The organism is Caballeronia sp. NK8, assembly GCF_018408855.1.
Taxonomy (GTDB): domain Bacteria; phylum Pseudomonadota; class Gammaproteobacteria; order Burkholderiales; family Burkholderiaceae; genus Caballeronia.
In genome coordinates this window covers 210,232-231,721 of the sequence record NZ_AP024327.1, presented here as the reverse complement: position 1 = coordinate 231,721, position 21,490 = coordinate 210,232, and the positions used below count along the sequence as shown (strand labels likewise).

The following is a 21,490-nucleotide window of genomic DNA, read 5'->3' as shown; positions in this document are numbered from 1 at the left end:
CGACGTACAGCCTCCCGCGCATGGCAGCGGGTCGTTCAAGAAGGCTGTTGACGCGGCCTTCCAAGTTCCCTTATATTTATACCACTCGGTACGTAAATCATGAGCAGCGCGGGGTCATCACACGAACCCCGCATTTTTTTCACTATTTATGTACCAATCGGTACGAAAATAACCCATGTCCAAAGAACTTGAAGCACGCCTTGACGCCATCGAAAGCCGCTTCGCCATCGATGCGCTGATCGCCAACTACGCCGAGGCGTTCGACACCATGAACATCGAGCTGCTGGCCACTCTCTGGCATCCCGAATCGCGACTGCTTCTGGGTGCAAACGGCAACTCCGACGGCCTGGAGGCCATCCTCGCGCAAGCACGGATCAACATGAAGCGCATGCCCCACATGCATCATTGGATGGCGAATGCCCTGATCACGGTGGACGGTGACAACGGCCACGGGCTGGTGGCGGCGGACTGTCTTTTTTACGACGTCGATCAGGGCACGCTTCAAGTGAGCGGCCAATACCGCGACCTCTATCAGCGACGCGAAGGCCGTTGGGCATTCCTGGAGCGCACCTTCACCATGCACTACGCTACGCCGCTCCAAAACTGGCACCCCATCACGGGAACAGAACGTTTCGGCCGCCCGGCCTGAGGCGGCCCCCGGACGCCTAAATCTATGCATACGACAACCTCTTCCACGCGTCGATGGTCGGCGTTCGCGGTGTTGCTGGTGGGAGCATTTCTGCCTCCGCTGGACTTCTTCATCGTGAACGTCGCCCTGCCATCCATCCAAAGCACCCTCCACACGAGCGCCGCAGAGCTGCAACTCGTCATTTCCGGATACGCCGCGGCTTACGCGGTCTTCCTTATCACAGGAGGACGGCTAGGCGATCTCTTCGGCCGGCGGAGGATCTTCCTTATCGGCGTCACGGGCTTCGGACTGACATCGGTGATCTGCGGCCTCGCATCGTCACCCGCCATGCTGATACTCGGGCGTGTGCTGCAGGGCCTGAGCGCCGCCGCCATGGCGCCGCAAGGACTGGCCTCCATTCACGCCCTGTTCCCTGAGAAGGAGCGCGCGCGTGCTTTGGGCCTCTACGGCGCCGCGGTGGGACTGGCCGCTGTAGCTGCGCAGGCGCTCGGCGGTGCGTTGATCTCTGCGGACATCTTTCACCTGGAGTGGCGCGTCGTCTTTCTCATCAACTTGCCCGTCGTCGCCGCCGTCCTGATCTTCGGGCTGCCGTTGCTACCCGACGTCCGCGGTGACAGCCCGGCACCTGTAGACCGCATCGGGGTGCTGCTTTGCGCGCTCACGCTGGGCTTGCTCATCGTGCCCCTGGTCGAAGGGCGGGAGCTGGATTGGCCCTGGTGGGCCTGCGCGATGCTGATTGCGTGCCCCGTCGCTGGCGTAGGCTTCTGCCGATATGAGATCGCCTACGCCCGCCGAGGCGGCGTGCCCCTGATCAGCGTGGAGCTGATCCGGAGGCCTGGCCTGATGAGCGGGCTTACGGGCGTCCTCTTCTTCTACGTCGTCTCTGCTTTCTTCCTGACGTTCTCCGTCTACCTCCAGGGGGCGCTTGGCATGAGCCCATTCGAGACAGGGCTGGTTTTCCTGCCGTTCGGGGTCGGCGCCTTCATCGGGCCGCTGACGACGCCGCTCGCCATCCGCCTCTTCGGCGACCGCGTCCCCGCCATCGGCATGATGCTTGAGGTCGCCGGCTGCATACTCCTCGCCGCCCTCGTGGCCGGCGCGCCCGGACAGATGCCTGCTCAGTTTCCGCTGATCGGGGCGGTAGCACTCCTGGGATTCGGTCAGGGCTGGGCGCTGCCAACGCTGGTGCGCTCGGTTATCAATCGCGCACCGACGACCGGTTCCGGGATGATCGCGGGCATCACGAATTCGGCGTTGCAAATCAGCGCAGCACTGGGTGTCGCGGTCATCGGCGGCGTCTTCTTCAGTGTCGCAGGGACTTCACCGGATCCGTTGACCCTTGCCAGGGCACTGGTGGTCGCAATGATGTGCGTCGGCGGCAGTCTGACCGTTTCCGCCGTCCTGTCTATCGTCGCTTCAAGATCGAGCATCCATGCCGCTGCAAGGGCGGCGCCTCGTTGAGTCCAGCCCGCCATCACTGTAGGGATGTCTCGTTCGAAGAGCACGACGGGTCCGGAACAGAAGCGGCTAGTTAGATGAAATGGTCGCCTACCGCATTGACGTGTTCCGGATTCGCGTCATGCAGATCAATCAGCTTCGCGGATTACTCTACGAATTCGGCATCGTACTGCCGCAAGGCCGTCGCCCTTCGATTGAAGCTGCAAAAGCCGCGCTTGCGTCACTGGATGATCAGCTTCCTGCGAGCTGACCGACAGTCTGCAAGATCAACTCTCGCGACTTCGCACGCTCGACGAACAGATCGAACGGCTCGAACGTCGCATTCGGGACTGGCGGCGCAATGACGAGGCTTGTCGCCGCATTTCCGACCGGATCGAAAAGAAGCCGGTAGCGACCGCCCCGGCTGTGAACCACGTCAACGTAATGAGCAGCGGTATCTTGCGTCCGATTCTGTCGCTCAGTCCGCCGAATGCAAGGCCGCCGATCCAGCGAACGCCGTACGTCGCGAGGAGCAGCAAGGATGCCGTATCGAGCGCCACACCGAATGTGCGTGCAATATCACCGAGGACGAACGTGATCGCCAAAAAATCCAGCGCGTCGTTCACCCAGACGCCCCACGCCGCCACGAGCACCCGCCATTGTGATTCCGTGATGTCTCGATACCATGGCCCAGCGGAGTCGGAGGATCTGACAACTTCAGAATGCATGTTCTCTACCTTATATCTGACACAACAGACGGCTAAATGTAACCGGTGTCATTTCACGACACAATATGAAGCGTCTGTTCTCAGGGAATCTCCCTACACTGCTGCTGCTCCTTCACTACGTGAGCAACATTAGAGTAACGTCTTATTCAGTTTCATCCTGAAACCGCATACACAAGAGGCTTGTATGAATGAAGATGCACACGCACCTGCCGAGAAGCGAAGCCTGGACACACTAGCCGCGATCGGCTGCTCGAAGGTGGTAGCCGGAATGTGGCGGGTTCGCGAGTGGAACATCTCCGCCGCAGAGCTCAATCGCTACGTGCAGGAAAGCATGGCGTTGGGCGTCACGACGTTCGATCACGCCGACATCTACGGCGGCGGCGAGGTCGAAGCGCTTTTCGGCGATGCGCTGACTCAGACGCCGTCGTTACGCGACAGGATGCAGATCGTCAGCAAAGCGGGAATCAGGCCGCGCGGTTCATCTGCGGGTGCCGTCGGAGTCAAACACTACGATACGAGTCGCGCCTATCTGCAAGCGGCCGTCGAGCGCTCATTGCAGCGTCTGAAGACGGATCATCTCGATCTGTTTCTCATTCATCGCCCGGATTATCTTGCGGACAACGACGAGATCGCCGACGCCGCAGAAAGCCTGATACGGCAGGGCAAAATTCGCGCGTTCGGCGTTTCGAATTTTACGACGCGACAGTTCGAATCCCTTCGCGCCAAAGTTGCGCTCGCGACCAACCAGATCGAGTTCTCCCCTTTTGAACTTCAGGCACTGGACGATGATGTTTTCACCGCGCTGTCGTCGGCAGCGGTGTCGCCGATGATCTGGTCTGCTCTCGGAGGCGGACGTCTCTTCTCCGAGACCGACGAACTCGCGCTCCTGCTTCGCCGCGAGTTAATTACGCTGGCAGAAAAATACAATGCATCGTCTCTGGTTTCGATCGTCTATGCGTGGATCTTCACGCTTCCCTGTGCGCCCTACCTGCTCGTGGGTAGCCGGCGCGTGGAGTCGTTGCAGCAGGCACTCGAGGGTCTTCGCATCAGGTTGAGTCGCGAAGACTGGTACGCAATCCTCGAAGCCGCGCGCGGGAAATCTGTTCCATAAGACATCGGTGCGCGGTGTGCCCGGTCGTTAGAAAGCGGTTACACGCCTGACACGTCACCAGCGCCTTGCCGAATCTCAAATCGTTGAAAAATCATCGTGTCCGAGATTACCCTGATGGAGCGTCTCCAACAGCGAGATCATCATAATGATACCGGTTACATTGTATCGGGCGAGAGCGCCCTGCCTTTAGTCCGGAACCGAGAAACGCGATGCAACGAATCACCCCTGACGAAGCCGCGAGCCTTGTGCATACGGGCGACACTCTCCTGATCAGCGGATCGGGCGCAGGGCATGCCGTACCCGAGGCATTGCTCGCGGCAGTCGGACAGCGATTCCGGAACGAACAACAGCCGCGCGATCTGACATCGATCAGCGTAGTAGGAATCGGAGACCGCATCTCGCTGGGTGCCGATCATCTCGCACAGGTCGGGCTGATCAGGCGCGCCATATCGGGCGCGCTCATCGATTCGCCCGGCCTGCTGAAGATGGCTGCAAGCGATCTGATCGAGGCCTACACGCTGCCGCAGGGCGTCCTCTCGCAGCTCATGCGCGAAATGGCCGGGGGACGGCCTGGATTGATCACGAAGACGGGCTTGCATACCTTCATCGATCCTCGCCAGCGAGGTGGCCGGCAAAGTCCGAGGACGGAAGAGCAACTCGTCGAACTCATTCACCTCGACGGCGAAGAGTGGCTTCGCTTCAAGCCGCTTCACATCGATGTTGCGTTTCTCCGTGGCACGACAGCCGACGAGGACGGCAATATCACCATGGAACAAGAGGCCGTGCTGGGCGAAATGCTCGCCATGGCACAGGCAACGCGCCGTGCCGGAGGCGTGGTCGTCGTGCAGGTGAAACGAATGGCGCGCAGCGGCACGTTGCCGCCCAAACAAGTCAGGATCCCGGGCATTCTGGTGGATTTCGTCGTGGTCGAGGCGGAACAGCGGCAGACCTACGCCACCTACTACGATCCGAGTTATTCGGGCGAATTGCGCGTGCCGGTTGCCGAGATCAAGCCGATTGCGTTCGGCCCGCGCAAAGTGATCGTGAGACGGGCGGCGATGGAACTGTATCCGTGCGCTATCTGCAATCTCGGCGCCGGAGTCTCGACCGGCTTATCGACCGTCGCGGCCGAAGAAGGATTGCTCGATGCCGTCGTGCTGACGAATGAACAAGGGCTGATTGGAGGCGCGCCCATCACGGGCCGTGACTCGGGCGGCGCGCAGAACTTCGCCGCCATGATCGAGCAGGCATCACAGTTCGATTTCTACGATGGCGGTGGCCTCGACCTCGCCTTTCTCTCCTTTGCGGAAGTCGACGCGCAAGGCAACGTCAATATCAGCCGCTTCGGCGACAAGATCGTCGGGGTCGGAGGCTTCGTCAATATCAGTCAAAACGCGAAACGCGTGATTTTCAGCGGCACCTTCACCGCCGGCGGTCTGGACGTGCAATGGATGCATGGCCGCGCGACTGTCGTTCGTGAAGGACAGCACCGCAAGTTCGTCAGCGCACTCGAGCAAATTTCCTATAGCGCTGCATTCGCTAGACAACGCGGAAACTCCGCCTTGTTCGTGACGGAGCGGGCCGTGTTCCGGGCTGGAGAGGCGGGCCTTGAACTGATCGAGATCGCGCCGGGCATCGATCTCGAGCGCGATATCTTCGGGCAAATGGCATTCAGGACGCCCGTTGCTTCCGATGTGCGGGAGATGGACGTCCGACTCTTCGGCACGGGCCTCATGGGTCTCGCCGAGGACATGTCACGTAAGGAACGACGCTATCGCTCCGAGCGGGTCGCCGAATGGTCCCGCACGCATGATCATTGAGCCGTTTAAAGATGAGCCCTCACGCGTTGCGATCGTGACCGGCGGGAGACGCGGACTCGGCGCGGCCATGGCCCGGGCATTAGGCGCGGCCGGGTTCGATGTCGCGATTGCGGACCTCGTGTGCGATGACGATGCAAACGAAACGCTCGAGACAATTCAATCCGAAGGGCGACGAGCCGCCTTTTTTGAAGCCGATATCGCGGATATCGATCAGCACGATGCATTGCTGGATCAGGTGCAGACGTCCTTGGGTGCCGTTGCATGCCTCGTCAACAACGCCGGAATCAGCGTGGAAACCCGGGGCGATCTGCTGGACGTGACGCCGGCAAGCTTCGACAGGCTCATCGATGTCAATCTTCGCGGGACATTTTTCCTGTCGCAGAAACTGGCGCGTCGTTTCGCTCAAGAAAATGCGGCGCGCACTTGCTTTCGCTCGATCATCAACATTTCATCGGCCAATGCGTTTCTGGTCGCGACCAACCGGGCCGAATACTGCATATCGAAAGCTGCGATCACGACTTTGACCAAGCTGTTCGCCGCGAGGCTCGCGGAGTTCGAGATTCCCGTGTACGAAGTTCGCCCCGGCATTTTCCAAACGAAAATGACCGAAGTGGCGAAGAGCGATTACGACCAAAAGATCGAACGGGGTTTCTCGCCCATCGCGAGATGGGGGCGCGAGGAAGAACTCGCGAAGGCCGTCGTGTCATTGGCAACGGGCTGTCTTCCATCAGTACAGGAGAAGCCATTCATATCGATGGCGGGCTTCATATCCATCGCGTCTGACTTGTTCGCGGCATGACCGGATTGGCGGCTTCCTGGCCGAGACCCCCGAGCTTCCGCTACCTCACGCAGCGATCATATTGCTCGCGGTCGCCAACTTGCTGGGACGGGTACGCAGCGGCCAGAAAGACGCCAGTTCCGTCGCGGCCTGCGTGACCAACGGCGCCATCTCGGCGATACGGCTTTCCGTCATGCGCGCGCTCGGCCCCGCCACGCTGACGACGCCCAGCGCCGGGCCGCCGCTCGGTGGACGAATGGCTGCCGCTATTGCGCTCACGCCGGGCTCGCCTTCGTTCATCGCGATTCCGTATCCGCGATTCCTGGTCGCCTCGATTTCTTGCAGAAGCGCGTCCAGCGAACGGATGACGTTCGGACCGTACTTCTCGGCATCGCCGAATCCGACACGCAACACGTTCTCCGCCGCTTGTTCGGTGGCCAAGGTAGCGAGCCACGCCTTGCCCGTGGCCGTCGCGTGCAGCGGAACGGTGTTGCTTCCCAGCGTGGGTTGATAAAGCAGCCCGCCCGTTGCGCCCTGCGCATGCGCGACCCATGTCAACGACGATCCGTCGACCACCGCCAGTCGGACAAACTCGCGCGACTGGCCCGCCAGACGATCGACCAGCGGCTGGCATATATCCGGGATGCCCGTGGCGACGAAAAATCGCTGCCCCAGGATGGCCAGCCGCATCGAGAGTCGATAAAAACCGGTCTCCGCGTCCTGTTCGGCCCATCCGAGATCGACCAGAGTCGCGAGCAATCGATGGGCACCACTCTTCGGCAGATCCAGTCGCGTTGCGATCTCACCGAGCGGCATCGTAACAGCACCGTCCGCGAGCAATTCGATGATGTCAAGGCAGCGCTCTGCGGGAATATGAGCCATAAGATTACCGGTCAAAAAAAGTAACTACGTGCGTGCGACGAAGAAGTTCATGATGGCGTCGATCTGGCCGGAATGCATATCCCGGCCATCCGCCCACTGACAGCCATGATCGAGCGCCGCTTGAGTGAAGGCGGTCGGCGAGGAAGACAGGACGACATCGCCGAACAAAGTGTCTGAAGTCACCGCACCCAGATCGCCCGGCAGGCCGTCGCCTGAACGCATTCCCACGGGCGACGCATTCACGATCATGTCGATATCGCCACGATCGTCGCTTGCGGCCTGCACATCGCACTCGGGAAAAACCTTCGCCAGCGACGCAACGAGCGATTGTGTCTGCCGCAGGTTCGGATTGACGATTCGAATCGATTGCACGCCGGCGTTTGCGAGCGCGCAGGCGATAGCGCTTCCCGCCCCGCCCGCGCCAAACTGCAGCACGCGCCGGCCGCGAACACGCGCGCCTTTTGCAAGAAGACCGCGAACGAAGCCTTCGCCGTCGAACATGTCGCCTGTCCAGGAACCGTCGGCCTCGCGGCGCAACGCATTGACGGCGCCAATGCAGGAGGCCGTGGGGCCGAGGCGATCCGCGAATGCCGCCACGCGCGCTTTCAAGGGCGCCGTGACAAGCAAGCCATCGAGGTTGCCCAAGGCCATCAGCGCCGGAATGATCTCCGCACATCGATCAGCGGGCACTTGCATCGGGACCAGAACGGCGTCGATGCCGGCGGCCGCGAACTGCTCGGTGTACACCTGCGGCGAGCGCACCTGAACAATCGGGTCCCCGACGATGCAAAACAACCGGGTCTTTCCCGTGATGGTAGGCGCGCTCATCGCTGTGCGCCTCGATCGCGGGAATTATGCCATTTCGCAACGCGCTCGGATCGGTAGCGCCTTGCCTTGCCATGTACGTCCGCGCCAAGCCTCATGAGAGCAGGATCGAAGATTCGCGCATCCATCTCCTTGAGCACCTTCGACACAGCCGGTCTGAATCCCATGTGCGCAATCACGTCGCGTTCAACATCGACGCCCGGTGCAATCTCGATCAGCTCGAGCCCGTGCTCGCCGATCGTGAATACCGCGCGTTCGGTGACGAAGAAAGCAGTTTGCCCCTTTGCACGCGCCATCGACGCGCTGTAGCAGATCTGCTCGAGCTTCGGCACGAATTTCTGATGCCGCCCCTCTTGCCTGATGATCGTGCGGCCCTGCTCCCAACCCACGTCGAGATCTCCTGCGGTCAAGGTGCCGCTGAAGACCATGCATCGGGCGTTCGCGCTGATATTGATGAAGCCGCCTACACCGATGATCTTGTCGCCGAATCGGGACACGTTGACATTGCCCTGCGCGTCGACCTCTGCAAACGAAAGGAACGCGACGTCGAGTCCGCCGCCATCGTAGAAATCGAACTGCGCGGGCTGCTCGATCATGGCGGCGAAATTCTGGCCGCCCCCGGAATCCCTTCCGGTGATCGGCGCGCCGCCGATGATCCCCTGTTCGTTGGTCAGATAAACCGCGTCGAGCAAACCTTCCTCGGCGGCTATGGTGGACAAGCCCGTGGAAATCCCCGCGCCGAGGTTGCAGATCGCGCCGGGAAAAAGCTCCATCGCTGCGCGTCTGACAATGACCTTGCGGGCGCCGAATGGCAAAGGCTTGATGCCTTCCACCGGAATCCGCAGTTCGCCGGAGTAGCTCGGGTCATAGTACGTCGCGTAGGTCTGCCGCTGCTCGGCATCCACCACCACGAAATCCACCAGAATGCCGGGAATCTTCACCTGCTTGGCGGGCAAGGTTCCGCGTCTGGCCATCCGCTTGACCTGAACCACGACGATGCCGCCCGCGCGGCGCGTCGCCTGCGCCATGGCGAGCATTTCGCCCAGGACCGCTTCCTCCTCCATCGTGACATTGCCGTCTTCATCTGCCGTCGTCCCGCGCAGGAATGCGACGTTGGCCGGCACGGGCTTGAAGAAGAGCCACTCCTCGCCCGCGAGATCGACGACTTCGACGAAGTCCTCCGGCGTACACGGGCTCTGTCGCGCACCTTGCTGGCGCGGATCGACAAACGTATGGAGTCCCGTCTTGGTCAGGAGACCGGGGCGTCCGGCGGCCATGTCGCGCATCAACTGCGAAAGGACGCCTTGAGGAAACGTGTAGGCTTCGATCTTGTTTTCGGCGGCCAAACGCACCAGACCGGGCGAGTCGACCAGCGCGCTGGTGATCGCACGTCGCAACAAGCCCTCGTGCGCCAGATGGCTTGCGCCCAGCGCCGCGCGGTCTCCCACGCCCACTACGCTGACCGACGTGAGTCCCTGTGGCTTGCTTTCGTCGAGAAAGCGCCGCTCCACCGCCGCAAGCAACGCTTCCGGCACCGAATGCCCCCCGCCCGATCCGCTGATGAGGATCGCGTCTCCGTCCTCGATCAGCTTCGCCGCTTCGTCTGCAGTTATTCTTTCCATGATCCGCTCAGTCGTTCGTGGTCGCTCACTGTTCGCCCCAACGCAGAACGCGCTGTTCCTGCACACCGAGCCCGTCCACGCCGAGCCGCATGACATCGCCGGGCTTCAGATAGGCCTCGGGCTTCATGCCCAGACCGACGCCCGGCGGCGTGCCGGTGGTAATGATGTCGCCCGGCAGCAGGGCCACGTACTGACTCACGTCGGAAAGAATTTTCGCGATCGAAAAAATCATGTCGCTGGTCGACGAGTTCTGGATGCGCTTGCCGTTCAGTTCGAGCCAGAGCCCGAGGTTCTGCACGTCAGCGATTTCATCGGATGTGACGAGCCACGGACCGATAGGGCCGAAGGTAGGAAACATCTTTCCTTTCTGCCACTGGCCGCTTCGTTCGAGCTGGAACTCGCGCTCGGACACATCGTTGCAGATGAAATAGCCCGCGATGTAATCGAGCGCATCGGACTCCTCGACATAATGAGCGCGCTTCCCGACGACGAAGGCAAGCTCCACTTCCCAGTCGGTCTTCGTCGAGCCTTTGGGAAGCAGCACCGGATCGTTCGGACCGGACACGCAGGACGGCGCCTTGCTGAAGATGATGGGATCCGTTGGGATCGGCGCGTTCGTTTCGATGGCATGCTGAACGTAGTTCAGGCCGATGGCCAGGAAAGTCCCGGGTTGCGCGACGCACGGCCCAAGACGCGTATCGGCTGCGACGACCGGAAGGCTCTGCAGATTGATGGTCGCCAATTGCCGCAGGCCATCGCCCGCGAAAAACGCGGGATCGAAATCCTTGCAATGGTCGCTTAGGTCGCGAATCTGACCTTGTGCGTCGATGATGCCCGGGCGCTCCTGGCCGGGTTGCCCGTGTCTTACGAGTTTCATTCGCAGTCTCTCTTGAGTGGTCCAGCGTTCAAATGTCTGCCGGAGCATTTGCCAGCCGGCAGATTTCCATCGAATAAGTTGTGCCGTCGGGGCGCACCGTCACACCGAGCGATTCGAGCGTGCGGGCGTCGAGCAGATCACGGGCGCTTTCGGCCGCTTCCGGTGTGGTGGTTTCGACGAGTACGACCCAGGCGGGCACATCGAACTCACGCGTGCTCGACTCGGCGGTGTCGATATGGCTGCCGGATTGATCGGCCATATAGAGATGGCAGGCGACGACACTCGTCAACGCAGCGGCACGCGGAAACACGTCCGTGCACAGAAATGTCTTCATCGCTTCGGCCCGCGCCGCGGGTACATCCAGACGCAACGCGAGCACGTGACCGCCGCTACTCGACCCGACCGAGTGCACGATTCGGCATACCGCTCTCGATGTGTTGCGGAAGTAGCGCAGCGTATCGACCGTTGCGGGCGTCGGCGCGTTCAGGCGTTCGAGATAAGCCGGCGACACCACCACGTCCAGATCGACCGCCTCGTACATGGTCAGCCACTCGGGCGAGTGACCCGAGCGGACATACCGGCGTCCGCGTCGGAAGCCAGGAATCGAAAGCCTTTCGGGGATGTGCTCCTTGTCATGCCACTCATAAAACTGCTCGCGGCCTTCGGATACCACATCGTTCCAGACGAGAACCGCGCCGTCGCCGAGCAAGGCCGAGTCAGCCGCTTGCGCGTTTTCGGTCATGCCGATTTCCAGATTCATTTCACTCATGATCTTTGCCTGGCCTCAATGGCCCTTGAACGACGGTGGGCGCTTGGCGAAGAACGCATCCACACCTTCATGCAGGTCTCTGCTGTCGAATATCTTCTGGAGCGCCACGGTCGACATCGACAAGCCCGCATCGAGCGGGAAATCCTGCGCGGCATCGACGAGTTCCTTGGCGAGGCGGTTCGACACCGGTCCTCGCGCCGCGATGGTTCCGGCGAGTTCGAGCGCAGCATCCAGCGCGGTTCCGTCATGTGTCACGCGATCGACCAGACCCCACGACAGCGCCTGATCGCAATCGATGGTCTCGCCGGTGAACAACATCAGCTTGGCTCGCGCAGGGCCGACGAGGCGCGTGAGTCTCAGCGAACCGCTACCGGCAAGCCCGCCCAGACGCGATTCGGTCAGGCCCATCGCCACGCCGTGTCGCGCCACGCGCAGATCGCAAGCCAGGGCGAGTTCGAGACCACCGCCGAGCGCTGCGCCGTCGATCGCCGCGATGGTCGGCATCGGCAGGCGCGCCAGTTGGCGAAGCACCATATCTTCGAAAAGGATCTTCTTTTCGCTGGCCTGCTCGCGAATTCGGGCGAATTCCTTGATGTCGCTGCCCGCGCAAAAGGCGCGCGACTGACTTCCATGCAGAACCACGCAACGGATATCGCTCATCGCGGACACTGCCGAGAACGCCTCGTTCAACTCGCGCAACAAGTCGGTCGTGACCAGATTCAGCGGCCCGTGACAGATCCCCACGGTGGCGATAAAACCGTTCACCTCTGTCGTGACCAAGCGGCTAGAGTGTTCCGTTGCTGTGCTCATGTCGTCCTGTCGCTTTTCCTTCGATTGCCAGATTTACGATGCAGCGGACGTAGCCTTAGGCACCTCTATGCCATGCAGCACGCCCATGCGTTCGAAATGCCCATAGATGCGGTCGACGTAGGCCGAAAATTCCGGCGCGTCGCCGAGCACAATGGGGCGCGGACGCGGCAGATCGACCTTGATTTCATCGACCACCTCACCGGGATTCGGGCTCATCACGAAGATGCGGTCCGACAATCCCACCGCTTCTTCCACGCTGTGCGTGATGAATACGACGGTCGGGCGGCGACGCAGCCACAGCGCCTCGAGGTCCATCCGGACCTGAAGCCGGGTCAATGCATCCAGTGCGCCGAACGGTTCATCCATCAGAATGACGGACGGATCGTGAACCAGCGTTCTGACGAGCGAGACGCGCTGCCGCATACCGCCCGACAACTGCCGCGGATACTTCTGCATCGCATGCGTCAGACGCAATTGCTCGAACAGTTCCTTTGCACGTGCCTCGATCTTCTTCTTCGGCAGGCCGCGAATGTCGGCCTGCAGCATCACGTTTTCGAGCGCTGTTCTGAACTCGAGCAGCAAGTGGTCCTGAAACGCGATCCCGACATCGGTGATCGGCTTCGTCACCGGCTTGCCGTTGACCAGAATCTCGCCCTGACTCTGCTTGAGCAGACCCGCGACCATCAACATCAAGGTGCTCTTGCCGCATCCGGAAGCTCCGACGATGGAGACGAACTCGCCCGGCTGGATGTCGATATTGACTTCCTTGAGCGCCTGAAACGGCTTGTCGCTGTCTTCGCCGAAGGTCTTGGCGACGCGTCGAATACTGATCGGTACGCCGGACTTCGTCGCAGCGTCCCGCTGTTCCGCAACCTGACTACTCATGACTTCCGCTCCTCGCCGCTCGCGGCGGACGAACTACTTGCTGCGACAGCAGAAAGGGGAACCTTGGACACCAGCAAAGCTTTTTTGCCTTTCTGAACGACGCGGTTGTCCTGATCCACGACCGAGACATCAAAGGTCGCGATGGCTTGTGTCGGCCTGGACTTGCTCTCGCGAAGCTCACTGATCTCGTAGTCGACGAAGATCGTGTCGCCGACAAATATGGGGTTGAGAAACTTCCATTCGTTGATACCGAGAAACGCGATCGCGGTCTCGCGCAACTCGCCCGTGCGCGCCCACATCAGGCCGTGCGCATAGGCGAGCCCGAGCATGCCGTGCGCGACTCGGCGGCCGAACTGGCTGGCTTTCGCGTACACATCGCTCGTATGAAGTTCGGAGAAGTCACCTGTGAGACCTGCGAAACCAACCAGGTCCGCGTCGGTGATCGTTCGTCCGGGGCTGCGAAATTTCAATCCGACTTCGAGGTCCGAGTAACGCAGTCCCATGTTTCGCTGTTCAGTCATGACGATCCTTTAGTTACTTCTTTGGTCACTTGCACGCGCGCATGGCCGACGTCGGCGGAAGGAAGTCGTTCGTGTAATACGACTTCGGGTCGCGACCGGCGGGCAACAGACCGACTTGCGACAACAGATCCTGCGTCTTCACCCATTGCGCGTCTTCCGCTTTGCCTACGTACTTCGCGCCGCCGCTGCAGAAGAGCGGCGTGATGGCCGCAAGCTCCGCCGTCGCCGTCTTCTCCGACAGATTCGGGAAGACCGCCTTCAGATCCTTGATTGCCTTGGCCGGGTTATCGAGCGCGAAGCTCCAGCCTTTCAGGCTCGCGGCAACGAACTTCCTGACCACATCGCTGTTTTCCTTGAGATAGGTATCGTTCGCGAAGATCGACGTGCTGACGGTCGGCACACCGTAGTCCGCGAACCGAAAGTTGGTCAGTTGCGCGCCTTGAGCCTCAAGCTGGATCTGATATGAATCGATCGATCCGAGGATCGCGTCGACTTGTCCCTGCAACAAGGTCGGGACCATGGACGTCAGCGGCATGTTGATCAGGTTCACCTCCGATTCCTTCAGGCCATTCGCCTTCAGGAAAAGCGGAAGCATCGTCGTTTGAGACGACCCGGACGGAACGCCCACCTTCTTGCCTTTGAGGTCGTTGATCGAGTTGATATTCGTCTTCTTCAACGCCGAGACTTCGTTGGGATTGGATTGATAGACTGTCGAGATGACCTTCATCGGCGCGCCCTTCGCGATGAGCTGACTCACCGCCACGGCATCGGCGTAGGCCAGCTGCACGCGATTCGCGGCCACGAGTTGAGCCGTATTGCCCGATCCATTGCCTTCGATCAACGTGACGTCAAGGCCTGCTTCCTTGTAGTAACCCTCGGTCAGCGCCGCGGCAAATCCCGCATTCGAGCCCCCCGCGACCCAATTCAGCTGGAATGTGACAGGCGTCGCTGCGACGGCGGTGGCACTCACTCCAAAAACCAACGCTGACGACACAGCGCTCGCGGCCAGCGTACGGCTGATAAAACGAAGCATCTTCTTAGTCTCCAAAGGTGTTGGTATCGGCCACGGCGACATCGGGCCAATCGCTCTTTTGTGCTCGACGTTAGTTTTTATCGCGCTGCCAAGGTGTCATCGCCCATTCGGCGAATTCGACGATGTAGTTGATAGCAATGCCGATGAAAGTCAGCACGGCAATTACCGCGAAGGTCAGGCCGATGTCCATCGTGCTGGTCCCTCGGAGCAGCACGTAGCCCAACCCCTTGTTCGCTCCGACGAACTCGGCGACGATCGCAGCCGTGGCGGCGATGGTGGCGGACGTCTTGATGCCGGAGAAGATGACCGGAAGCGCTGCGGGCAGGCGCAGATAGCGAAAGGTTTGCCACGAGCTCGCGCCCATGGATTGCGTCAGATAGAGCAGACGATTGTCCAGAATCTGAAAGCCGCTGACGCTGGCCAGCAGCAACGGGAAGAAGGTCATCAGGACGGTGAGCAGCACCTTCGACTCGATTCCGAAGCCAAGCCAGACCAGGAACAGCGGCGCCACTGCAATCTTCGGGACCAGTTGGAGAAACATGAGCGGCGGATAAACCACCTGCTTTGCAAGCGGCGACAGCGCGATGACGAGCCCTACCGGGATTGCGGTGACAATCGTCAGTCCGAAGCCCCAGACAATCTCCGTCACTGTGACGATCGAGTTGCTCCAGAGCTGCGGATATTCCTCGACGAGCCGTGAGAAGACCAGCCCGGGACCCGGCATCACGTACGCGGGGATGTCGAAGAGGCGCACCGCCGCCGCCCAGATTGCGATGATGGCCACGAAGGTCAACGGTGGAAGCAGATTCCAGCCGAGCCGCTTGACTTTGCGCATTCCGGCAGACGTACGTGCTTTGGGGCGTTCGGCCGCGCCCGATTGCTCTCCGTTTCCGCTTTGCAGGCCGTCGACCTGGCGCGACGATAACTTCATTGACATCTGTGTCTCCTTCCGCGAGTGAAGTGCAGCGATCGTTCAAGCATTTTTGGACGCCCGGGCGGGCCGCTCTGATCGGCGTCTGGCGCCCGATAAAGCATCAAGATATGACGACGTTCGTTGATTGAACTGTATTCAATCTTGATAGAAAGCTATGTAGGGAATTTCCCGAATCGGGGGCGGAGGCCGCGCGAGCACGGGAATTGGCGTGCTTTATTCGGGTATACCCGTGGGCTAAACCCGCTGTTTGGATCCATGTGAAAGAGGCAACGCGCGTGCAATGGGAATCTTCGGTAGACGCGAACGACGCCTACATTCCGCTATTTCTGTTTTGTTTGTCGCAATGCGGCTGATCAGATGTTTCACGGGTTTCGTGAGTCATTGCCTCTTCAGATCAATGCAAATGTTTCGACAGGTGTACTACATATAAATCGACGAATGCATTTCGTTGCATCAAACGCTCACGATCCATTCTGACCACGGCAGGTCTGCGCCTGAGTCGAGTTCTTGGTCCATCGATGCAGGTCGCGCTTTCGGTCGTACGCCACGAACAACGATCGAAGGCACCGCGAGCATGTGTTCGACAAACAATCCCGTCCCGCCGATGGCATTCGCTGACGGGCGGAGTGACGAGGAAAGGCGTTGATATAATCGATCATCTCGCGCGAACCCGACCATCCCCACGCATGGCGAAGAGCAAACCAGTATCAGTAGAAGCGGCCGAACCGCGCGCGGCCGGAAAACGGTCGCGCACCGCGGGTGTGACCTTGCGGGACGTCGCTCGCTTTGCCGGTGTGTCATCGGCGACCGTTTCCAGAGTGATGAACAATCCGACGGTCGTCTCGGACGAGTTGCGCTCCCGCATCAAGGTCGCGATCGATCATCTCGGCTGGGTGCCGCACGCCGCAGCACGAGCACTGGCAACGCAGCGGACCGGAACAATCGGGGCAGTTTTCCCAACGTTGGCCAATGAGCATTTCGCTTCAGCCATACAGGCGCTCCAGGAGTCACTCGAACAGGCTGGATACACGCTTCTGCTCGGCTGCTCGGAGTACGACCTCGATCGCGAATATCGGCAAGTCAGGACGATGCTCGAACGCGGAGTCGATGCTGTCGTACTGGTAGGCGAAGCTCATCATCAAGATCTCCAACCCCTTCTTTTGCAGCGCCAGATTCCGTTCGTCAACACATTCGTTTATCGAGAAAACAGCGACTCGCTTTGTGTGGGTATAGATAACCACCGCGCATTCTTCGACTACACGACTTATCTCGTTGGTCTGGGGCATCGCCGGTTTGCGATGCTGTCGCAGCACACCGATACCAACGATCGTGCGCAGGCCCGACGTGAAGGAGTGCGCGATGCGCTTGGAGAGCACGGTTTGGGAATATCCGCCGCTCACATGGTCGACGGCGTGTGGGGCGCGCGCGTCGGACGACAGCTCTTTTCGAAAGTGATGAACACGCCGCAGCCGCCGACCGTGGTGATTTGCGGCAACGGTTCGTTTGCAATGGGCGCAATGCTCGAAGCGATGGATCAAGGCTACAAGATTCCCAGCGAACTAAGCGTTGTCGGATTCGACGATTTTGAGCTTATGTCCGAGCTACCCATACCGATTACTACCGTCCGTGTCCCGAGCGCCGCAATCGGAAGAAATGCTGCAAGGATGATTCTTTCTGAGCTTTCAGAGCCGGGTACCGCTCGAAGCGTTGAATTGGAGGCCGAGTTAATCGTACGAGCGTCATCGGGCGCACCTCCGAAAGCCCCGAGGAAGCGTACTTGAGCGCTACTGCGACCCCATAAAAATGTATGGTCAGCCTGGTCTTTGCAACCTCAACTGTGACCTACGATAAAAGGGCTTGCGCAAATGTATCCGGGCTCGAAATGGGCGCGGATCAGAGCGCCCGGCCCTCGATGAGAAGCCGCGCCCAGTTGTCCTCAAAAAAGCCTCAGTCTGCAAGACTGGATTTCATGTCAGGTTTTCAACTGGGCAGTGAGCCGTTTATCTTCATCACAGGTCAGTGGTCGCAAAAGCAGGCAGGAAAGTTGTTCAAGCGATAGCCGGTTGCGCCCGGTACTCGCCACCCTTGGCCAGAATCGCCCAAACGATTCTGGCCATTTTGTTGGCCAGTGCGCAGGCAACCACGTTGCTGTGACGGCGTCGCAGCAGAGCTTGTAGCCAGCGCCCGAGCGCATCTGTTCTCCGCTCGGCGTAACGCATCACCGCACGCGCTCCTTGCACCAGCAGGCTGCGCAACTGCTTGTTGCCGCGCTTGGATATCCCTAGAAGAGTCGCTCGGCCTCCGGTCGAATGCTGGCGAGGAACCAGACCGAGGGATGCGGCGAAGTCACGGCCACATTTGGACGCGCGCGCGTCGCCAGCCATTGCCAGCAAGCTGCTGGCGGTGATCGGGCCGATTCCCGGAATCGTGAGCAGGCGCTGGCCGGCTTCATCTTCCAACGTCTGCTGCTTGATTTGTGTCTCAAGCTCGACGATTTCCCGACTCAACTGCGCGTAGCGCTGATGCAAACGCAGCAACAAGGCCACCATCGTGGGCGGCAATGCGTGTCTGGGATCATCAAGAAGCACCGGCAGGCGCGTAATGGCCAGCGCACCAATTGGCAAGTCGATACCGAATTCGAGCAGGAAAGCGTGAATCTGATTGCTGGTTGCGTGCGTTCGCCGACAAGCGATTCGCGCACCCGATGTAGCGCGAGCAGCGTCTGCTGTTCGGCTGTCTTGACTGTGACCAAACGCATGGAGGGGCGAGAGGCGGCTTCGCAGATTGCTTCGGCGTCGGCGAAGTCGGTCTTATTGCCTTTTACGAACGGCCTGACGAACTGCGGCGCAATCAAGCGGACCCGATGCCCATACAACTGACATTTACGCGCCAACCAATGCGCGCCAGCACAAGCTTCCATCGCCAACACGGCCACGGGACAGGTGGCCAAATACGCATAGAGCTGCTTGCGGGTCATCTTCTTGCGCCAAACCTGCGCGCCGCGTGCGTCCTGCGCATGTACGAAGAAACAGTGCTTGCCCAGGTCGATGCCGATAAGCGTAGCGTTCGCCATGATGGCCTCCCAGAAAAGGAAATGGCCCGATTAGCGTAAGCCGATCGGGCCATTTCGGTCAGGCTGACCATCTCATTAAAGCCGCTCCAGGGAGCGGCTTTCGACACCTGCGGCTAACGCCCCGTCAGTCATCAAGCAACGACAAATCCCTCACCGCGCCCTTGTCCGCCGACATCACCAGCTTCGCATACGCCTTCAGCGCCGCCGACACCTTACGCGGACGCGCCTTCACAGGCTTCCAGCCCTTCGCATTCTGCTCCTCGCGACGACGCGCGAGTTCCTCATCCGACAGCAGCACGTCGATCGTGCGATTGGGAATGTCGATACGAATCTTGTCGCCATCGCGCACGAGACCGATCGCGCCGCCCGCCGCCGCTTCGGGCGAACAATGGCCGATCGACAGGCCCGAGGTACCGCCCGAAAAACGTCCGTCGGTCAGGAGCGCGCACGCCTTGCCGAGACCCTTCGACTTGATATAGCTCGTCGGGTACAGCATTTCCTGCATGCCGGGGCCGCCCTTCGGACCTTCATAACGGACGATGACGACATCGCCAGCCTTGACCTTGTCGTTGAGAATGTTCTCGACGGCCTCATCCTGCGATTCCGTGACATGCGCCGTGCCTTCGAACACGAGGATGCTTTCATCGACGCCCGCGGTCTTCACGACGCAGCCATCCAGCGCGATATTGCCCCGCAGCACCGCGAGACCGCCTTCCTTCGAAAACGCATGCTCATACGAACGGATGCAGCCTTCCGCACGGTCCGTGTCGAGGCTCGGCCAGCGCGTGTTCTGGCTGAACGCCGTTTGCGTCGGAATACCCGCGGGGCCGGCCATGTAGAAGGTCCGCACCGCTGCGTCCTCGGTGCGCTTGACGTCCCACTGATCGAGCGCGTCCTTGAGCGTGGGCGCGTGCACGGTCGGCACGTCGGTATGCAGCTTGCCCGCGCGATCCAGTTCGCCCAGGATCGCCATGATGCCGCCCGCGCGATGCACGTCCTCGATGTGATACTTGTTCGTGTTCGGCGCGACCTTGCACAACTGCGGCACGGTGCGCGACAGGCGATCGATGTCCGTCATCGAGAAGTCGATCTCGGCTTCGCGCGCGATGGCCAGCAGGTGCAGGATCGTGTTGGTCGAGCCGCCCATCGCGATATCGAGCGTCATCGCATTCTCGAACGCCTTGAAGCCGACCGAGCGCGGCAGCACGCGCGCCTCTTCCTGCTCGTAGTAACGGCGCGCCAGCTCGACGATGCCGCGTCCCGCGCGCTTGAACAGCTGCTCGCGATCGGCGTGCGTGGCGACGACGGTGCCGTTGCCGGGCAGCGAAAGGCCGAGCGCTTCGGTGAGGCAGTTCATCGAGTTGGCCGTGAACATGCCCGAGCACGAGCCACAGGTCGGGCACGCGGAGCGTTCCACTTCGGCCACTTCGGCGTCGGAGTAGGACGCATCGGCGGCGATCACCATCGCATCGACGAGATCGAGCTTCTTCAGTTCGATCGCCTTGGTCTTCGGATTGGCGAGCCGCGTCTTGCCCGCTTCCATCGGACCGCCGGACACAAAGATCACGGGGATGTTCAGGCGCATCGCGGCCATCAGCATGCCGGGCGTGATCTTGTCGCAGTTCGAGATGCAGACCATGGCGTCGGCGCAATGCGCGTTGACCATGTATTCGACCGAATCCGCGATGATGTCGCGGCTCGGCAGCGAATACAGCATGCCGTCGTGACCCATCGCGATGCCGTCATCGACGGCGATCGTGTTGAATTCCTTCGCCACGCCGCCCGCAGCCTCGATCTCGCGCGCGACGAGCTGTCCCAGGTCCTTCAGGTGCACGTGTCCCGGCACGAACTGGGTGAACGAATTGACGACGGCGATGATCGGCTTCGAGAAGTCTTCGTCTTTCATGCCGGTGGCGCGCCAGAGCGAGCGCGCCCCTGCCATGTTGCGGCCGGCGGTGGAGGTTTTGGAACGGTATGTGGGCATCGTGGTTGCTGTTGAAATGTCGCGGGGTCAGAGCGGGCCACGAGGGTAACGGCCCTTGCGCGCCGGGATCGGCGACCTTTTGGGTCGCTTTTGAGTCGGGAAGGCGCGAATTTTGGGATTATCCCATAACTGTTTCGTCCAATCCGCTTCGCCGCGCCGCATCCACCAATGCGCGAATGGCCCAGCGCTTCACCTTGCGCGTGCGGGCGTCGTCGAGTTGCAACACGTCCTTGCAGACCAGCATCGCCTCGGTGCCGATCACGAGGGCGAGCGCCTGAGTCAGCGTGTCGAGCGCAGCGGGCTTGAACTGATCGTGCGCGGGCTCCAGTGCCGCCTCGATCAGCGGCGTGCGGCGATTCTGCCGCAACGGAATGTCGTCTCCGGCTTCGCCCTTCGCCACGCGCTCCAGCGAATTCGCGAGCATCATGCGCAGCGGCACTTCGTTGGCGAGAATCATGTCGTGAAGTGCTGCATCGACCCGCAGCAAACGCGCGACGGGATCACTCGAAGCGCGCGCAGAAAAGAGCTTGCCGGCATCGGGCGTAGCGACGTCGAGCGATGCTTCCAGCAGGAGCGCATCGACACTCGGGAAATGCCGATACGCCGTCGCACGCGACACCATCGCTTCAGCAGCAACCTCCTCCAGACTCGGCTTGTGCCCTTGCTTCATGAGCCGCGATGCCGCCTGCAGCAGATCCTTGCGCGTGCGCTGCTTCTGATTGCCGCGCGTTCTCGTCACCGGATCTGCCATG

The 21,490-nt window shown here is 60.7% G+C and carries 20 protein-coding genes and 1 pseudogene; 7 read left to right on the top strand and 14 right to left on the bottom strand.

The annotated features are described in order from the left end of the window. Nucleotides 1-175: 175 nt before the first annotated feature. From NK8_RS38705 to NK8_RS43520, 3 genes are all read left to right on the top strand, one after another. On the top strand, nucleotides 176-649 hold the full coding sequence (locus NK8_RS38705; protein ID WP_213234437.1) for a nuclear transport factor 2 family protein: 474 nt from the start codon (nucleotides 176-178) through the stop codon (nucleotides 647-649). Between the two features lie 24 nt (nucleotides 650-673). Continuing rightward, nucleotides 674-2,110, top strand: a complete 1,437-nt coding sequence (locus tag NK8_RS38700) for an MFS transporter (RefSeq protein WP_213234436.1) — start codon at nucleotides 674-676, stop codon at nucleotides 2,108-2,110. Between the two features lie 118 nt (nucleotides 2,111-2,228). Further along, on the top strand, nucleotides 2,229-2,357 hold the full coding sequence (locus tag NK8_RS43520) for a hypothetical protein (RefSeq protein ID WP_286202794.1): 129 nt from the start codon (nucleotides 2,229-2,231) through the stop codon (nucleotides 2,355-2,357). Nucleotides 2,358-2,373: 16 nt separating this feature from the next. On the opposite strand, the gene NK8_RS38690 is transcribed toward NK8_RS43520, so the two are convergent. Beyond that, nucleotides 2,374-2,712, bottom strand: coding sequence for a hypothetical protein (locus tag NK8_RS38690; RefSeq protein ID WP_225936681.1), 339 nt, complete (start codon nucleotides 2,710-2,712; stop codon nucleotides 2,374-2,376). Nucleotides 2,713-2,998: 286 nt separating this feature from the next. On the opposite strand from NK8_RS38690, the gene NK8_RS38685 reads away from it, so the two are divergent. The 3 genes from NK8_RS38685 (at nucleotide 2,999) to NK8_RS38675 (ending at nucleotide 6,544) form a co-directional block, all read left to right on the top strand. Then, nucleotides 2,999-3,925, top strand: a complete 927-nt coding sequence (locus NK8_RS38685) for an aldo/keto reductase family oxidoreductase (RefSeq protein ID WP_213234435.1) — start codon at nucleotides 2,999-3,001, stop codon at nucleotides 3,923-3,925. Between the two features lie 209 nt (nucleotides 3,926-4,134). After that, the gene (locus NK8_RS38680; RefSeq protein WP_213234434.1) at nucleotides 4,135-5,745 is read left to right on the top strand and encodes an acyl CoA:acetate/3-ketoacid CoA transferase; all 1,611 of its coding nucleotides are present in this window, start codon (nucleotides 4,135-4,137) and stop codon (nucleotides 5,743-5,745) included. Next, complete coding sequence (locus NK8_RS38675) at nucleotides 5,735-6,544, top strand: 3-ketoacyl-ACP reductase (protein ID WP_225936680.1); 810 nt, start codon at nucleotides 5,735-5,737, stop codon at nucleotides 6,542-6,544. Before NK8_RS38680 ends, NK8_RS38675 begins: the two co-directional genes overlap by 11 nt. 45 nt (nucleotides 6,545-6,589) lie before the next feature. On the opposite strand, the gene NK8_RS38670 is transcribed toward NK8_RS38675, so the two are convergent. The 10 genes from NK8_RS38670 to NK8_RS38625 all read right to left on the bottom strand — a co-directional run bounded on the left by NK8_RS38670 (nucleotide 6,590) and on the right by NK8_RS38625 (nucleotide 15,684). Beyond that, the gene (locus tag NK8_RS38670; RefSeq protein ID WP_162068317.1) at nucleotides 6,590-7,405 is read right to left on the bottom strand and encodes an IclR family transcriptional regulator; all 816 of its coding nucleotides are present in this window, start codon (nucleotides 7,403-7,405) and stop codon (nucleotides 6,590-6,592) included. Between the two features lie 24 nt (nucleotides 7,406-7,429). Further along, nucleotides 7,430-8,233, bottom strand: a complete 804-nt coding sequence (locus tag NK8_RS38665) for a shikimate dehydrogenase (RefSeq protein ID WP_213234433.1) — start codon at nucleotides 8,231-8,233, stop codon at nucleotides 7,430-7,432. Then, nucleotides 8,230-9,852, bottom strand: coding sequence for an acyl CoA:acetate/3-ketoacid CoA transferase (locus tag NK8_RS38660; protein WP_213234432.1), 1,623 nt, complete (start codon nucleotides 9,850-9,852; stop codon nucleotides 8,230-8,232). The genes NK8_RS38665 and NK8_RS38660 overlap by 4 nt, the downstream gene beginning before the upstream one ends. Nucleotides 9,853-9,877: 25 nt before the next feature. Continuing rightward, nucleotides 9,878-10,729, bottom strand: coding sequence for a fumarylacetoacetate hydrolase family protein (locus NK8_RS38655; protein WP_213234431.1), 852 nt, complete (start codon nucleotides 10,727-10,729; stop codon nucleotides 9,878-9,880). A 28-nt stretch (nucleotides 10,730-10,757) separates the two neighbouring features. Further along, nucleotides 10,758-11,498, bottom strand: a complete 741-nt coding sequence (locus tag NK8_RS38650; RefSeq protein ID WP_213234430.1) for a hypothetical protein — start codon at nucleotides 11,496-11,498, stop codon at nucleotides 10,758-10,760. Nucleotides 11,499-11,513: 15 nt separating this feature from the next. Further along, a complete protein-coding gene (locus NK8_RS38645; RefSeq protein WP_225936679.1) occupies nucleotides 11,514-12,278 on the bottom strand; it encodes an enoyl-CoA hydratase/isomerase family protein in 765 nt (254 codons plus the stop codon). Nucleotides 12,279-12,341: 63 nt separating this feature from the next. Beyond that, a complete protein-coding gene (locus NK8_RS38640) occupies nucleotides 12,342-13,193 on the bottom strand; it encodes an ABC transporter ATP-binding protein (RefSeq protein ID WP_213234428.1) in 852 nt (283 codons plus the stop codon). Beyond that, on the bottom strand, nucleotides 13,190-13,696 hold the full coding sequence (locus NK8_RS38635) for a MaoC/PaaZ C-terminal domain-containing protein (RefSeq protein WP_225936678.1): 507 nt from the start codon (nucleotides 13,694-13,696) through the stop codon (nucleotides 13,190-13,192). Before NK8_RS38635 ends, NK8_RS38640 begins: the two co-directional genes overlap by 4 nt. 43 nt (nucleotides 13,697-13,739) lie before the next feature. After that, nucleotides 13,740-14,684: an ABC transporter substrate-binding protein gene (locus NK8_RS38630; RefSeq protein WP_225936677.1), complete on the bottom strand. Its 945-nt coding sequence runs from the start codon at nucleotides 14,682-14,684 to the stop codon at nucleotides 13,740-13,742. A 133-nt stretch (nucleotides 14,685-14,817) separates the two neighbouring features. Next, a complete protein-coding gene (locus NK8_RS38625; RefSeq protein ID WP_213234426.1) occupies nucleotides 14,818-15,684 on the bottom strand; it encodes an ABC transporter permease in 867 nt (288 codons plus the stop codon). 683 nt (nucleotides 15,685-16,367) lie between these two features. Between NK8_RS38625 and NK8_RS38620 the strand changes: the two genes are divergently transcribed. Beyond that, complete coding sequence (locus NK8_RS38620; RefSeq protein ID WP_213234425.1) at nucleotides 16,368-17,462, top strand: LacI family DNA-binding transcriptional regulator; 1,095 nt, start codon at nucleotides 16,368-16,370, stop codon at nucleotides 17,460-17,462. Nucleotides 17,463-17,729: 267 nt separating this feature from the next. Here the strand turns inward: NK8_RS38620 and NK8_RS38615 are convergent. The 3 genes and pseudogenes from NK8_RS38615 to NK8_RS38605 all read right to left on the bottom strand — a co-directional run bounded on the left by NK8_RS38615 (nucleotide 17,730) and on the right by NK8_RS38605 (nucleotide 21,489). Then, nucleotides 17,730-18,754 (bottom strand): annotated as a pseudogene (locus NK8_RS38615) (IS110 family transposase). Nucleotides 18,755-18,878: 124 nt separating this feature from the next. Continuing rightward, nucleotides 18,879-20,738, bottom strand: a complete 1,860-nt coding sequence (gene ilvD, locus NK8_RS38610; protein WP_213234424.1) for a dihydroxy-acid dehydratase — start codon at nucleotides 20,736-20,738, stop codon at nucleotides 18,879-18,881. 118 nt (nucleotides 20,739-20,856) lie between these two features. Beyond that, nucleotides 20,857-21,489: a TetR/AcrR family transcriptional regulator gene (locus NK8_RS38605; RefSeq protein WP_213234423.1), complete on the bottom strand. Its 633-nt coding sequence runs from the start codon at nucleotides 21,487-21,489 to the stop codon at nucleotides 20,857-20,859. Nucleotide 21,490 lies beyond the last annotated feature (1 nt).

Bases quoted from the DNA above. Each gene is read 5' to 3' on its own strand.
- NK8_RS38705 (WP_213234437.1), top strand. From the start codon at position 176: ATGTCCAAAGAACTTGAAGCACGCCTTGACGCCATCGAAAGCCGCTTC.
- NK8_RS38700 (WP_213234436.1), top strand. From the start codon at position 674: ATGCATACGACAACCTCTTCCACGCGTCGATGGTCGGCGTTCGCGGTG.
- NK8_RS43520 (WP_286202794.1), top strand. From the start codon at position 2,229: ATGCAGATCAATCAGCTTCGCGGATTACTCTACGAATTCGGCATCGTA.
- NK8_RS38685 (WP_213234435.1), top strand. From the start codon at position 2,999: ATGAATGAAGATGCACACGCACCTGCCGAGAAGCGAAGCCTGGACACA.
- NK8_RS38680 (WP_213234434.1), top strand. From the start codon at position 4,135: ATGCAACGAATCACCCCTGACGAAGCCGCGAGCCTTGTGCATACGGGC.
- NK8_RS38675 (WP_225936680.1), top strand. From the start codon at position 5,735: ATGATCATTGAGCCGTTTAAAGATGAGCCCTCACGCGTTGCGATCGTG.
- NK8_RS38670 (WP_162068317.1), bottom strand. From the start codon at position 7,405: ATGGCTCATATTCCCGCAGAGCGCTGCCTTGACATCATCGAATTGCTC.
- NK8_RS38665 (WP_213234433.1), bottom strand. From the start codon at position 8,233: ATGAGCGCGCCTACCATCACGGGAAAGACCCGGTTGTTTTGCATCGTC.
- NK8_RS38660 (WP_213234432.1), bottom strand. From the start codon at position 9,852: ATGGAAAGAATAACTGCAGACGAAGCGGCGAAGCTGATCGAGGACGGA.
- NK8_RS38655 (WP_213234431.1), bottom strand. From the start codon at position 10,729: ATGAAACTCGTAAGACACGGGCAACCCGGCCAGGAGCGCCCGGGCATC.
- NK8_RS38650 (WP_213234430.1), bottom strand. From the start codon at position 11,498: ATGAGTGAAATGAATCTGGAAATCGGCATGACCGAAAACGCGCAAGCG.
- NK8_RS38640 (WP_213234428.1), bottom strand. From the start codon at position 13,193: ATGAGTAGTCAGGTTGCGGAACAGCGGGACGCTGCGACGAAGTCCGGC.
- NK8_RS38635 (WP_225936678.1), bottom strand. From the start codon at position 13,696: ATGGGACTGCGTTACTCGGACCTCGAAGTCGGATTGAAATTTCGCAGC.
- NK8_RS38625 (WP_213234426.1), bottom strand. From the start codon at position 15,684: ATGTCAATGAAGTTATCGTCGCGCCAGGTCGACGGCCTGCAAAGCGGA.
- NK8_RS38620 (WP_213234425.1), top strand. From the start codon at position 16,368: ATGGCGAAGAGCAAACCAGTATCAGTAGAAGCGGCCGAACCGCGCGCG.
- ilvD (WP_213234424.1), bottom strand. From the start codon at position 20,738: ATGCCCACATACCGTTCCAAAACCTCCACCGCCGGCCGCAACATGGCA.
- NK8_RS38605 (WP_213234423.1), bottom strand. From the start codon at position 21,489: ATGGCAGATCCGGTGACGAGAACGCGCGGCAATCAGAAGCAGCGCACG.